General features: G+C 62.2%; 14 protein-coding genes. 8 read left to right on the top strand and 6 right to left on the bottom strand.

Going from position 1 to position 13388, the window contains the following annotated elements:
- The first annotated feature begins 179 nt into the window (after positions 1 to 179).
- Positions 180 to 623 (top strand): SRPBCC family protein, encoded by a 444-nt coding sequence (locus ABIE18_RS18975; RefSeq protein WP_499724138.1) that lies wholly within the window; start codon positions 180 to 182, stop codon positions 621 to 623.
- A 15-nt stretch (positions 624 to 638) separates the two neighbouring features.
- Here ABIE18_RS18975 and ABIE18_RS18970 read toward each other — a convergent pair whose 3' ends face one another.
- A complete protein-coding gene (locus ABIE18_RS18970; RefSeq protein WP_499724137.1) occupies positions 639 to 1817 on the bottom strand; it encodes a CAP domain-containing protein in 1179 nt (392 codons plus the stop codon).
- Positions 1753 to 2283, bottom strand: coding sequence for a hypothetical protein (locus tag ABIE18_RS18965; RefSeq protein ID WP_499724136.1), 531 nt, complete (start codon positions 2281 to 2283; stop codon positions 1753 to 1755). Before ABIE18_RS18965 ends, ABIE18_RS18970 begins: the two co-directional genes overlap by 65 nt.
- 469 nt (positions 2284 to 2752) lie before the next feature.
- On the opposite strand from ABIE18_RS18965, the gene dcd reads away from it, so the two are divergent.
- Positions 2753 to 3328 (top strand): dCTP deaminase, encoded by a 576-nt coding sequence (dcd, locus tag ABIE18_RS18960; protein WP_216927188.1) that lies wholly within the window; start codon positions 2753 to 2755, stop codon positions 3326 to 3328.
- Positions 3329 to 3388: 60 nt separating this feature from the next.
- Here the strand turns inward: dcd and ABIE18_RS18955 are convergent, their stop codons facing one another.
- The 3 genes from ABIE18_RS18955 to ABIE18_RS18945 form a co-directional block, all read right to left on the bottom strand.
- Complete coding sequence (locus tag ABIE18_RS18955) at positions 3389 to 4588, bottom strand: cation:proton antiporter (protein WP_477514028.1); 1200 nt, start codon at positions 4586 to 4588, stop codon at positions 3389 to 3391.
- Between the two features lie 6 nt (positions 4589 to 4594).
- Positions 4595 to 5077, bottom strand: coding sequence for a cation:proton antiporter regulatory subunit (locus ABIE18_RS18950; RefSeq protein WP_216927152.1), 483 nt, complete (start codon positions 5075 to 5077; stop codon positions 4595 to 4597).
- A 65-nt stretch (positions 5078 to 5142) separates the two neighbouring features.
- Positions 5143 to 6546: an MFS transporter gene (locus tag ABIE18_RS18945; RefSeq protein ID WP_499724135.1), complete on the bottom strand. Its 1404-nt coding sequence runs from the start codon at positions 6544 to 6546 to the stop codon at positions 5143 to 5145.
- A 204-nt stretch (positions 6547 to 6750) separates the two neighbouring features.
- On the opposite strand from ABIE18_RS18945, the gene ABIE18_RS18940 reads away from it, so the two are divergent.
- From ABIE18_RS18940 to mnhG, 6 genes are read left to right on the top strand one after another with little or no spacing between them, the layout of a single operon-like run.
- Complete coding sequence (locus ABIE18_RS18940; RefSeq protein ID WP_499724134.1) at positions 6751 to 9753, top strand: Na+/H+ antiporter subunit A; 3003 nt, start codon at positions 6751 to 6753, stop codon at positions 9751 to 9753.
- Positions 9750 to 10250, top strand: a complete 501-nt coding sequence (locus tag ABIE18_RS18935; RefSeq protein WP_477514025.1) for a Na(+)/H(+) antiporter subunit C — start codon at positions 9750 to 9752, stop codon at positions 10248 to 10250. Before ABIE18_RS18940 ends, ABIE18_RS18935 begins: the two co-directional genes overlap by 4 nt.
- On the top strand, positions 10247 to 11815 hold the full coding sequence (locus tag ABIE18_RS18930; RefSeq protein WP_499724133.1) for a Na+/H+ antiporter subunit D: 1569 nt from the start codon (positions 10247 to 10249) through the stop codon (positions 11813 to 11815). The genes ABIE18_RS18935 and ABIE18_RS18930 overlap by 4 nt, the downstream gene beginning before the upstream one ends.
- On the top strand, positions 11812 to 12378 hold the full coding sequence (locus ABIE18_RS18925; RefSeq protein WP_499724132.1) for a Na+/H+ antiporter subunit E: 567 nt from the start codon (positions 11812 to 11814) through the stop codon (positions 12376 to 12378). Before ABIE18_RS18930 ends, ABIE18_RS18925 begins: the two co-directional genes overlap by 4 nt.
- Positions 12375 to 12653 (top strand): MrpF/PhaF family protein, encoded by a 279-nt coding sequence (locus tag ABIE18_RS18920; protein WP_442006066.1) that lies wholly within the window; start codon positions 12375 to 12377, stop codon positions 12651 to 12653. Before ABIE18_RS18925 ends, ABIE18_RS18920 begins: the two co-directional genes overlap by 4 nt.
- Positions 12643 to 13032 carry a monovalent cation/H(+) antiporter subunit G gene (gene mnhG / locus ABIE18_RS18915; protein ID WP_499724131.1) on the top strand — a complete coding sequence of 130 codons (390 nt, stop codon included), beginning with the start codon at positions 12643 to 12645 and terminating at the stop codon, positions 13030 to 13032. The genes ABIE18_RS18920 and mnhG overlap by 11 nt, the downstream gene beginning before the upstream one ends.
- An 82-nt stretch (positions 13033 to 13114) precedes the next feature.
- On the opposite strand, the gene ABIE18_RS18910 is transcribed toward mnhG, so the two are convergent.
- Positions 13115 to 13375: a DUF4235 domain-containing protein gene (locus ABIE18_RS18910; protein WP_216926797.1), complete on the bottom strand. Its 261-nt coding sequence runs from the start codon at positions 13373 to 13375 to the stop codon at positions 13115 to 13117.
- Between the last annotated feature and the right edge of the window lie 13 nt (positions 13376 to 13388).

Genomic DNA, 13388 nt, shown 5'->3' with positions numbered 1-13388 from the left:
TCTACCCGGCCCGGGACTATGTGTCAGCTGTGTCTCAGATACGCCGCCAGGTAACCATTCGGTCAAGGCTCGTTTGTCGTGTGTCGCAGGGAAGCGCGGCTGACTATTCTGAAGGTGTTAGCTGCAGTGTATGGGGAAGCGGGCTACGACATTCGAACCGTACGCCGAAAGAGGTTTCCGTGGCATTTGCAGCTTACGAAGTGGTGATCAGCAGGGATGCCATGACCGTCTATGGATTCCTGATGGATGGTATGAACAACTCCCTCTGGCGTTCCGGCATCCGCAGTATCTCGCTTCGATCCGGGGTGCGCGGCCAGAAGGGCGCGGTCTATCAGCAGACCCTTACTGGCCCGGGAGGACGGCCGATCGCCGCTGACTTCGAGATCACAGAGGCTCGCCCTGGCGCAGAAGTGCGTTTTGCAGTGGTAGCCGGACCCGCCCGGCCCACTGGGGGCTATTACCTCAGCACCGAGGGCAAGACGACGCGGCTCAGGTTCGCCCTGGAGTACCACCCCAAAGGCTTGCAAAAACTTATGAACAGCATGATCCAAAAAACGATGGAAAGTGAGGTTGCCCAGTTGGAGCAGCTCAAGACCGTCATTGAGTCCGGCCAGGCGGCTTGACCACTGCGCGGTTCCCTACTGGGCGAGCTTGAAGCCGCTCCAACCGCCGCCGACAATGACCGGGGTCGTCAGTCCTCCCGAGGTGAGGTCCCAATACTCCAATACTCCATTGGTGCCCAGGCCCGCGACGCCCGCGGTGTTCGCGCCGGTCACTCCTTGAAGTGAACGCAAGCCGGTGTAGTCGGTCCACGCCGCACCCACCACCGGCCTGGCCTCCTGCTTCGGGATGGCCAGCCCGCTGCCGCGGTACAGCCTCAGGTAACCATTGGGCTCCACCGTGAGGAGATCCTGGAAACCGTCGGCGTTGTAGTCCACCATGCTGAGCCGGACGGCCTTGTTGCCTGTTCCGATTGCCGCTTGGGTTCGTATGTACGTCATTCCGGAATTCTTGTAGAACCAGAGCCCACCGGATGCATCCATGGCCACAATTTGCGGCAGGCGGTTGTTTGCGCACCAATTACCCACGGCTATGTTCAGGGACTCCCACCCTTGGCCCAGGACTCCCGGCGATCCGAAGCCGCCTGACTGCCTGCCCGGGTACACCAGGAGCGCTCCATCCAGGCGTTGGGCGATGAGGTCAAAGACGCCGTCGCGGTCCCAATCGGATACGAACAACTCCTTGAGTCCGGTGAAACCGACTCCTATCTTGCGGGCCGCGCCGTACTTGGCGTTACCCAAGGATGGGTAGGAATAAACCGTTCCGTCCGGGCTGATGGATACAAGGTCCGCCGCGCTGCGGATGGCCGCCGCGCTGAGATCCACGGTAGGCGGCTGGTACTTGCCGCCGGGTTCGCACACACTCACAGGATCCGTGGGCGGCGTGACCGTCCCGCCGGGCCGCGTAGTGGTTCCGGCGGGCAGCGTGGTGTAGCCGAAGAAGTTCACCACGCCCCACAGCGTGTAGCGGTTGGGCGTCGTTTGCCAATTTCCGTCGGTGTACGTGATTCCAATGCCCATCACATTGAAGCGTGGATCGCGCAGCAGGGCGTCATGACCGGGGGAGCCCTTCCACCACTCCACCAGTTGGGCAGCGTCACGATCCCATCGGACGGCAATGACCTCACCAGCGCCGTTGTTCGGGTTCAGCGCGCGCGGATCCGTCCAAAAGTTCGCCCTGTGTTGGATCACTTCACGGCTGGCGATGCTGTTCGACCATTCCTGCGCCATGCTCGCCACGGTTGCGTGATACTTCACCGGGGCCAGGCCCAAAGAAGCGCGGTAGCTGTTGATGGCGTTGAACACGGTCAAGATGGCGGCGGTGTTGTCGTCCGGGAGAAGCGCCAGAGAACCGTTGTCCGGATCCGCATCGCTGCTCGGGGTCTTCCCGGGGAAGGGGGTGGGTGCGGGTGAGGGCGTGGACGTCGTTGAAGATGGAGTGGGCGTGGGTGGGGCTGGCGTTGGTGACGGAGTGGATGCCGTTTGTGACGGGGACGGCGTTTGAGTCTGCGAGGGGGCTGGCGATGGCGTTTGAGTCGGTGGCGGCGTTGGCGTCGATGACTCCGACGGGCCAGGTCCTGCGGCAGGTGCAGTTGGCGTCGGAACCGACGTGGGGGAAGCCGACGACGGTGCAGACGCGGCGGGCGGACTGGGGGCGGCGGGCTCGTTGACTTCTGGATTCCCGGAGGGAGTGCCGTCCGAGGAAGGACCGTCCGGGCCCCATGAAGGCCCGATGTTCGGCACCGGAGGGGGCGTCTCAAAAGTCGGATCTACTGCGATCGGTCCAGTCGGCGCACCGTTTTCGGAACCGGGACTCGTCCCCGAACCCGGGCCCGGCGTAGTGCCACCGCCGGCTTCTTCGCTGGCGGCGGGGGTCGCCTCCAAGGGTGCGGGGTCCGGCGTCGTACTCGTTTCAGGGGCCGTGAGGCCGGAAGGGACGCTGCCCGAAGAAGTAGTGCCGCCGCCCGGTAGGGACTCTGTCGCTGGCAGGATTTGGCTGGACGCGGCTACCAATATGGCAAGCGCGCCAGCCAGCACGATAGCCGCAGGCGCTGACAATTTCCCCACAATTACCCCGCGAATGCTCGTTGCCCCCAAGTACGGGCGCGGCTTTACATGTCCGGGAACTATAGTCCCATGGGGCGGCCCGGACAATGCATGGCCCGGACAATGCATGGGGTATTTTTGATGCTGTGCTGATCTCTGACCGCGATATTCGTGCCGAAATAGACTCCCAACGGATTGTCCTTGAACCGTACGATCCCGCGATGGTTCAGCCGTCTTCCGTGGACGTGCGGATTGACCGGTTTTTCCGGCTCTTCGACAACCACAAATATGCCCACATCGACCCCGCCGAGGAGCAGCCCGAGCTGACCCGGCTGGTGGAGGTGGAAGGCAATGAGCCTTTCATCCTGCACCCGGGTGAATTCGTACTGGGCTCAACGTACGAGACCGTCAGCCTGCCCGATGACATCGCTGCCCGCCTTGAGGGTAAGTCTTCCCTCGGCCGGCTTGGTTTGTTGACGCACTCCACCGCCGGCTTCATCGATCCGGGCTTCTCCGGACACGTCACGCTGGAACTTTCCAACGTGGCGACGCTGCCCATCAAGCTGTGGCCGGGCATGAAGATCGGGCAGTTGTGCTTCTTCCGCCTGACGTCCTCAGCGGAACACCCCTACGGTTCCGGTGAGTACGGCAACCGCTACCAGGGCCAGCGCGGACCGACCGCCAGCCGAAGCCACCAGAATTTCCACCGGACGGCGATCTAGCCGGAAACGGGCTGGGCGTCAGGCGCTGACGTCAAGCGCCAACCGTCAGGCGCTGACCAGTCAGGCCGTGGCGCGCTCGGCCTGACGCGGCGGTGTGCGGGGGCTCCTGCGCAGTGCCTTGACCACAGGCTCCACGAAGCGAGCGGCCAGTGGACCCGTGATGGCCATGATGAGGACGTAAGCCGTAGCCAAGGCTGCGACCTCGTCCGGTACGGCTCCCGAGGCCACCGCCAGGCCAGCAATGACGATGGAGAATTCACCACGCGCAATCAGGGCCGCTCCCGCACGGAAGCGGCCCGGCATTGCGATGCCTGCACGTTTGGCTGCCCAGAATCCCGTGAACATTTTGGTGGCAGTTGTCAGCAGGGCGAGCAGCAGTGCCCAGCCCAGGACCGGCGGGATGGACGTGGGGTCCGTGTTGAGGCCGAAGGCGACGAAGAAGATTGCGGCAAACAAGTCCCTCAGGGGTTCAAGAATGCGGGTAGCGTTGTGGGCCGTGGCACCGGAGATGGCGATGCCCAACATGAATGCACCCACTGCGGCTGAGACCTGGAGGGCGGAGGCGATACCGGCTACCAGGAGCGCCAGGCCGAGCACGTTCAGCAGGAACACTTCCGAGTTCTCGCTGTGAACGGCTTGGGAGACGCGGTGCCCATGTTTGAGCGCGATCATCAGGACCACCGTGACCACCGCCAGCGCGATGCCCACCGTCTGCAGTCCACCCAGGAAACCGACACCGGCCAGGATGGCAGTGAGAATGGGCAGGTAAATGGCCATGGCGAGGTCCTCGAAAACGAGGATGGAAAGCACTACGGGAGTTTCGCGGTTACCGATCCGGCCGAGGTCAGTGATGACCTTCGCCGCGATTCCTGAGGACGAGATATAGGTAACGCCACCCATCACGATGGCGCCCACAAGTCCCCAGCCCAGAAGTACGGCAATCCCGGCGCCGGGCAGGAAATTCAGGACGAAGTCCAGGACCCCGGCCTGCCATGAACGTCTGAGTCCGGTGACCAGCTCAGATGCGGTGTATTCCAACCCGAGCATCAACAGCAGCAGGATGACGCCGATTTCGCCGGAAAGATGGGCAAATTCATGCATGCCATCCAATTTGACGAAGCCGCCTGCACCGAAGGCCAAGCCACCCACCAGGTAAAGCGGAATGGGAGACATGCCGATCCGGCCCGCTAGTCGAGCAAGGAGACCGAGGCAGAAGACGACGGCCCCCAGTTCAACGAGGGCTAGTGCGAGTGGATCCATGGCGGGTCAGCCGTTGCGGAGGATATCGGCCGCCGAGTCGAGGCCTTCCTGGGTGCCAACCGCAACGAGCAAATCACCTGTGTGAAGTACGACATCGGGTGCGGGCGAGGGGACGACCTCCCCTTCACGCATGATCGCGACGATCGACACGCCACTGCGGGTGCGGACCTGGGCTTTGCCCATGGGCTGGTTCACGAACGGGGAGTCAGGTGTGATGGAGAACTGGCGGGTCACGATGCCAGGTATCTCGCGGTGGGCTTCTGCCAGGCGCATGGCGATGTGTTGCCCGCCCAGGAGGTTGCCCAGGGTTGCTGCTTCATCGGCCGTGAGGGGAATGGAAGCCTGGCAGGTGTCCGGGTCATCCCATGTGGACACGAAGAGCTCGGTCTCGCCCTCGCGAAGCTCCACGACACCGATGCGACGGCCCGAGGCCGTGACGAAATCCTTACGGACCCCAAGGCCCGGGAGTTCAGTCTCATCCACGTTCATATCTCCACCCTAACTCTGTTGGAACTGCACTGGTACGGCGTTCGCGCTCAGCTGTTGCAGTGAAGTCAGTGATCCGGTACCACGGCGATTTTGGTCCTGCTGGGCGGCTTCACTGGCAGGATCACCAGGAGGCCGGCCAGCAGGACAACCATTATGCCGAGGATGCCCCATCGCTGGGCTCCACCTTCTTCAACAATCGGAGCTGCAATTGTGATGCACAGGGTGAAGAGGGTGGGAGCAAGGAAGCTGACAGCCCGGCCCGTGGTGGCGTAGAGCCCGAAGAGTTCTCCCGACTCGCCGTCCGGGGCGAGCCTGGCCAGGAACGCCCTTGACGAAGACTGGGCTGGGCCAACAAAAAGGCACAGCAGCAGGCCGAAGATCCAGAACGTATTGGCGGCCGGCCAGCTGTTTCCAAAGAAAACGTAGTTTCCGTTGCCAAGCACCAGGATGAACGTGCCCGCGATCAGCAGACCCACCAAGGAAAGCACGATGACTGCCTTGGGACCGATCTTGTCGTCAAGGAAGCCCCCGATGATGGCGCCAACCGCTGCCACGACGTTGCCGAAAATGGCGAAGAAGATCACTTCCTTAAGTTCGAAACCAAAGGTCCCGGCCGCGATCACCCCGCCGAATGTGAAGACTGCAGCAAGGCCATCGCGGAAGATCGCGCTGGACAGCAGGAAGTAAATGGTGTGGGGACTGGTGCGATAGATCGCCACGATGCGCCGGAGCAGCAGCCTGTACGACGCTATGAAGCCCAAGGACGCGGTGTCCTTCTTCACGGAAACTTCCGGAACGGCGAACAGCACGGGCAGGGCGAAGATGAAGAACCACAGGGCCGAGAAAATGGCCACAAGCCGGATGTTCAGCGATTCTTCAGTGGATGCACCGAACCATTCGAAAGACGGCTGGACGAAGAGTTGCAGGACCAGCAACAACGCCACGATCCCACCGAGGTATCCCATGCCCCAGCCAAAGCCGCTGACCTTGCCGATGTTTTTGGGTGTGGAGATTTGGGCCAGCATGGCGTTGTAGTTCACGCCGGCGAACTCAAAGAAGATATTGGCAAGCGCGATCAGGCAGACACCAAGGAGAAGGAATCCCGGCTGCGGGAACACAAAGAAGCACAGGGCCGTGAGGACGGCTGTGGCCGCAGTGTTGACTCCGAGCCAGAGCTTGCGCCGACCGCCGGCATCCGAACGTTGGCCCGTTACGGGCGCCAGCAACGCGATGGCCAGGCCCGCCACGGCCAAAGCAGCACCAAGTGCGGCAGATGCAGCGTCCTCGCCGCCGAAGGCAGACGAGGTCAGGTAAACGGTGAAGACGAACGTGGTCATGATGGCGTTAAAGGCAGCCGAGCCCCAATCCCAGGACGCCCACGCGAGGATTTGGCCCTTCTTGGAGGAAGCAGGTCCGGAGGCAAGCTCGGATGCTGGGTGGGAGGCTTCGGGAACTGCGGCCGCGTTCATAGCCTGAATGCTATCGGGACTCTGACAGTGGCGGGCAGATGACAGACCGCCATGTGAATAACGCAGGGGGAATTCAATCCCCAAGCCCCATCGGCTCCGGCCAAAAACTGTCCGGGCCCCTTGATAAACTGGTCAAACTGAACCCAACGTATGACCGCCTGCTCCAACTTTTGACAATTCGTTTCTGACTTTGCGGAGAAAACAGTGATCACAGTTCTCGCCATCACCTTTGTAGCGGCAACTGTGGCGCCCTTCATCTTCAGCAAACTTGGTCGGAACGCCTTCTATGTCCTGGCAGCGGTTCCTGCCGTGGCCTTCGTTTGGCTGGTTCTCCAGCACGGTCCCGTATATTCCGGTGGCGGCATAGAAGAAGTATTCCCCTGGATTCCGAACCTGAAGCTCGAGTTTGCCTTCAGGATGGACGCGCTCGCCTGGGTCATGTCACTGCTCATCCTCGGCGTTGGCGCCTTGGTGCTGGTCTATTGCGCCCGGTACTTCAAGAACAAGGACCCTGGGCTCGGTGGGTTTGGCGCCCAACTCCTGGCTTTTGCTGGTGCCATGTTCGGCCTGGTGACGTCCGACGACCTCCTGATGATGTTCATCTTCTGGGAGCTCACCACTGTCTTGTCCTACCTGCTCATCGGCTATGCCCGCACCCGCCTGGCCGCACGGCGTTCTGCCCTGCAGGCGCTGATGGTTACCACGGCGGGCGGGCTGGCGATGTTGGTGGGTCTCATCATCCTGGGCCAAGCCGCAGGAACCTACCGGATCTCCACCATCCTGGACCATGCCGGGACGCTCGTTAACGGCAGCACAAGTGGGATGGTGGGGGCTGCCGTCCTTCTCATCCTGGTGGGTGCCGTGACCAAATCGGCGCTGGTCCCCTTCCATTTCTGGCTTCCGGGTGCCATGGCAGCTCCAACTCCAGTGAGCGCCTACCTGCATGCCGCAGCCATGGTGAAGGCCGGTATTTACATCGTCGCGCGCCTGGCCCCGGGTTTCGTGGAATCGCAATTCTGGCTGCCAATGGTCCTTGGCCTCGGCTTGGCCACTATGTTGGTGGGCGGATACAGGGCCCTCCGCCAGACCGATATCAAGCTCATCCTGGCGTACGGAACGGTGAGCCAACTCGGCTTCCTCACCATGGTGGTGGGCCTGGGCAGACCTGACGCCGCCCTTGCCGGGCTTGGTCTTCTGCTGGCCCACGGCTTGTTCAAGGCTGCGCTGTTCCTGGTGGTCGGCATCATCGACCACCAGTCCGGGACACGCGATATCCGGAAACTCTCCGGCGTCTTCCGCTCCTCACGAGCCTTGGGGGTTGTGGCCGCGATTGCGGCCGCATCCATGGCGGGGGTGCCGCCGCTGGCGGGTTTCGTGGCCAAGGAGTCCGTCTTTGAAGCCTTCGTGCACTATGGAAATGGTTATGACGCACCTGCCTGGGGCATCTGGATCCTCGTCGGTCTCGTGATCGGTTCCATCCTCACCTTCGCATACAGCGCCCGCTTCATGTGGGGTGCCTTTGCCACGAAGCCGGGTATTGAGCGTACGCCGTTCAAGGCCATCAAGCCCGCCTTCCTTGCCGCGCCCGCGCTCCTGAGTTTCCTCACCATTGTTTACGGGCTGTGGCCCGCGCCCGTGGATAGCTGGATCCAGCCTTACGCAGCGCTGTTTGTAGGCGGAGAGGAAGCCGCCGACGCCGGACATCTGGCTTTGTGGCATGGGCTCACTCCCGCCTTGGGCCTCACCGCGATCACCTTCGTAGCCGGTGCCGCAATGTTCTACGGCCGCAACGTTGTTTCACGCGTGCAAAGCCTGGTTCCCGATTGGGTGGATGGCGACCGCGCCTACCAACACACGATTGGCGGTTTGGACGACGTCGCAGTGTGGGTCACGGGCCGCACCCAGCGTGGTTCGCTGTATTTCTATCTGACGGTCATCCTCACGGTTGCCTTCGCAGTGCCGCTCGCCGCTCTGCTCCTGAACAACAAACCCTTGCCGGGCGGCGTCTATTTCATCGATCCGAACTCTCCGTTGCAGTTGATCGCGGGAGTGGGCATCGTGGTGGGAGCGCTGGCTGCTGTCCGCGCCAACAAGCGCTTCCTGGCGGTGCTCATGGTGTCTGTTACTGGTTACGGCATCGCGCTCATGTTTGCCCTGCAAGGTGCGCCTGATCTCGCACTGACCCAGATGCTGGTGGAGACCATCGTGCTGGTGGCCTTCGTCTTGGCAATGCGCAGCCTACCCGCCGAACTACGGGACCGAACGGGTGGCCGCCTCCGGGTGATCCGCGTGATCGTAGGTGCCGCCTTCGGCATCACCATGATCTTTGTTGCCATCTACGCCATGGGTGCCCGTGTGGCCACGCCTGTCTCCCTTGAATTCCCACGCCTGGCCTACGAAGGCGGCGGTGGCCTGAACGTGGTCAACGTGACCCTCGTGGACATCCGCGCATGGGACACCTTCGGCGAGATTTCGGTCCTGGCCGTGGCCGCTACCGGCGTTGCAAGCCTGATCTTCGTGCGCAGCCGCGGCGATCGCATCAAAACCTCAGAGGCAGTGCCGGAAGGCAGCGTGGGGCGGCGCACCGGCGTCGACCGTGACTCCCGCGACGGTGCCCGGCTGGCCGTGGCGAGGAAGTTCACGGACGTGACCCGGGATGCCTGGCTCGTTGCAGGCAGGACGCTGGCCCCTGAGCGGAGGTCCATCATCTTCGAAGTGGTCACCAGGCTGATTTTCCACTCGATGATCGTCTTTTCCATCTATCTTCTTCTTGCGGGCCACAACCTGCCCGGGGGCGGCTTCGCAGGCGGCTTGACCGCAGGCCTCGCCCTCACCATCCGATACCTCGCCGGTGGACGCTTCGAGTTAAGCGAGGCGGCGACGGTGAGTGCCGGAACGCTGTTGGGGACGGGACTTGCGACGGCGGCAGTGTCCGGTTTCGTGCCTCTCCTCCTGGGCGGACAGGTGTTCCAGAGCGCGATCATCGAGTTTTGGCTGCCTGTGTTCGGTGACGTCAAGTTCGTCACGTCCACGATCTTCGACATCGGCGTCTACATCGTGGTGGTGGGCTTGGCGCTCGACGTTCTACGAAGCCTGGGCGCCGAGATCGACGAACATTTTGAAGAGAAGGGGGCGAAGGCCGGAAAGACCAGAGTCGTCGAGTCTGCGCCCGCTGAGACTGCCGCTTCCGGGAAGGGCAACCCATGAGCATCAACCTGACCCTCCTGATCGTCATGGGTGTGCTGTATGCCTGCGGCATCTACCTGATTTTGGAGCGGAGCCTGACGCGCGTCCTGCTTGGCTTGATGCTGCTTGCCAACGCGACCAACCTGCTGATCCTCAGTACGGGAGGGTACGCCGGCCTGGCTCCTCTGTTCGACAAGGAAACAGCCTCCAGTGAGTACAACGACCCCCTGCCACAGGCGTTGATCCTCACATCCATCGTCATTTCATTCGCCGTCACCGCCTTCATGCTCGGCATCATCTACCGGACCTGGGCCCTGGCACGGCAGGACGAGATCCAGGATGACATCGAAGACCGCCGCGTAGCCCGGACTCCGAGCTTCGACGCGGAAGACGACGCCATTGTCCCGCTGGAAACATCGGAGTTTGCGATCACTCCGGCCAGCCCCGAAGACCGTGCCCAGCCGGACGCGACCGAAAAGCCCAACACGGTAAGAACCAAGGAAGGAGGCAGCGCGTGAATCTCGCAAACCTGTCGCCACTGGCTGTCCTCCTACCGATCCTCGGCGCAGCCCTGGCGTTCGTGCTGATCCGGCATACGGCTGCGCAGCGGGTAGTCAGCATCGTGATCCTCAGCGCGACACTCCTGCTCGAATGCCTGCTCCTGGCGTCCGTGTGGGAGGGAGGCACCACATCCGTCACGCTGGGTGGTTGGCTGCCGCCGTGGGGCGTGGTGTTGGTGGTTGATCAGTTCTCCTCGCTCATGCTGGTGGTTTCCACCGTGGTAAGCCTCGCCGTCCTGATCTACGCCACCGGCCAAGGCATGGCTGACGGCGACCAGGAAGCGCCCGTCTCGATCTTCCACCCCACCTATCTGATCCTGGTGGCGGGCGTATCCAATGCCTTCCTGACTGGTGACCTTTTCAACCTCTACGTGGGTTTCGAAATCCTGCTGACGGCAAGCTACGTGCTGATGACCCTTGGCGGGACGGGGCCCCGCATCCGTGCCGGCGTCACGTATGTGGTGGTGTCCGTGGTGTCGTCGGTCCTGTTCCTTATCGCCATCGCCATGATTTACGGAGCTACGGGGACCATCACCATGGCGGACCTCGCCATCAAGCTGGCCGAGCTGGATCAAGGAACCCAGAATCTGCTTCACGTGATGCTGCTGGTGGCGTTCGGAATCAAGGCGGCCGTATTCCCGCTGTCGTTCTGGCTTCCCGACTCCTATCCAACCGCTCCGGCTCCGGTCACAGCAGTGTTTGCCGGTTTGCTGACCAAGGTGGGTGTTTACGCCATGGTCCGCACCGAGACACTCCTCTTCCCCGGCGACACCCTCAACGTGCCCTTGATGGTGGTGGCTCTGCTGACCATGGTGGTGGGCATCCTGGGTGCCTTGGCGCAGAGCGACATCAAACGTCTCTTGTCCTTCACCCTGGTCAGCCACATCGGCTACATGGTGTTCGGCTTGGCAATGTCGTCTGTCACGGGCCTTGGCGCGGCGGTGTTCTATGTGGCGCACCACATCACCGTGCAGACCAGCCTGTTCCTGGTCACCGGCCTGATTGAGCGGCGGGGCGGTTCGTCGTCCATTGACCGCTTGGGTGGCCTGGCCAAGCTCTCACCACTCCTTGCCCTGTTGTTCTTCGTCCCGGCGATGAACCTTGCGGGCATCCCGCCATTCTCGGGTTTCCTGGGCAAGCTCGGGCTCCTCCAAGCGGGCGTGCAACTGGGTACGCCGCTGGCCATCGTTTTGGTAGTGGGCGGCGTCGTCACCAGCCTCCTGACCTTGTTGGCAATTGCCCGTGTTTGGAACAGGGCATTTTGGCGCAAGCCCGAGGACGCCGAGTACCCGGATCCGGTGCTTCAGGCCCCAGGCAACGTGGGGGTACTTCCCCGGACAATGGTGGGCTCCACCGCGGGCCTTGTGGCCTTCGGTGTTGCGCTCACAGTCTTTGCGGGCCCACTCTTCCACCTCGCCGACGGCTCGGCGGAAATCATGTTGGACCGTACTGCCTACATCCATTCAGTCCTGGGGGACTCTGCACAGGTGCCAGCAGTGGGTCAGTCAGGGGCTGCCAAATGAGCCGAAAACCAATCTCCTTCCGCACTGAACTGCCGCTGTTGGTATGGCTGGTCATCGTCTGGGGCGCCCTGTGGCGGGACTTCAGCCCGGGCAACCTGCTGTTCGGTGCACTCATCGCTGTGCTCGTGGCCAAGTTCTTCTACCTTCCGCCGGTGGAGCTTAGCGGCAGGTTCAATGTTCTCCGCGCCATTTCCTTCGCCCTGGTATTCCTGGGCAAAGTGGCGGCAGCGAGCTTCCTGGTCCTCTACCTGGCCGTAGTGAAGGGGCCAAAGGTGCGTAGCGCCGTCGTCGCTGTTCCGTTGCGCAGCCATTCGGACCTCATAGTGACGGCAACCGGGCACGTAATCTCCCTGATCCCGGGCTCGCTGGTGGTGGAAGTGGACCGCTCGACGTCCACGCTTTATCTGCACGCGCTCAATATTTATGAGGAAGCCGGAATTGCCAAGATCCGTCAGGAAGTTCAGAACATCGAGGCCACGCTGATCCGGATCATGGGAACGCGCGAGGAACTCGACGCACTCCAGGATGAACCAAGCCCGGGTCTGGAAGGGGCAGCACTGTGAAAGAACTCGTTCTGCTGGTGACAGCTGTCATTCTGAGCTTGGCTGCGGTGGGAGCGATCATCCGCATCGCGATCGGCCCCTCTTTGTTGGACCGCGTTTTGGCATCGGATGTCCTGCTGGCCATTCTCGGCGCCGCGCTTGCGATCGATATGGCGATGAACCGGCACCTGAACAACCTGGTGTTACTCGTGGCTCTCGCGGTGATCGGCTTCGTAGGCTCCGTAACATTTGCCCGATTTGTAGCCGATCGGAGGGATCACAGCAATGAGTCCTGAAGCTACCGGCGTGGATGCCGTGATTGATGCAGTGACGGCCGTGTTCCTTGTGGTGGGTGCCCTGATGTCGCTCGGCGCCGCGATTGGCCTTTTGCGGTTCCCCGATCTCATGAGCCGCATGCACGCGGCAACCAAGCCGCAGGTCCTGGGTCTTTTCCTCATGCTTGCGGCCATGGGTCTGCAAATGCGCACATGGTGGGTTTGGCCGGTTCTTGTGGTGGCCTGGATTTTCCAGCTACTCACCGCACCGGTCTCCGCCCACATGGTGGGCCGCTCCGCTTACCGAACCAAGCATGGGCACCGCGAACTGCTCACCAAGGATGAGCTTGAAGCGGTTGTCCAAAGGGCGGCCGGCGACGGTTCCACCCCGGACGCTTAGAACAACGCGGGGTCACTTAGGCGCCCTCCCGACGGCGGTGAGGGAGCCTAAGTGACCCCACGTTGGAATGCCTATGCGCGGCCTAGACGATGTCCTGCGTTTTGGCGAAGCGGGCGATGGCACGTTGGGTGCCACGGCTCGCGAAAACCTGGATGAGCGTGCTGACGAAGGCCGAAATCAGCGCGAACGACAAGGCTGAGCGGAGGCTCGTTTCCATATCGTCGTGGCCTGTGGGCGGCTTGTTGCCCGTGGCCTTTTCCCAGCCCTTGTTGACCAACTTGGTGCCGACGAATCCGGCTGCAAGGCTTACTCCGGCACCCAGCAGCTTGAAAAAGAGGTTCATGCCCCCAGCCTAG

It is taken from the genome of Arthrobacter sp. 2762 (assembly GCF_040548745.1).
Taxonomy (GTDB): domain Bacteria; phylum Actinomycetota; class Actinomycetes; order Actinomycetales; family Micrococcaceae; genus Arthrobacter.
This window is presented reverse-complemented; position numbering and strand designations above follow the sequence as displayed.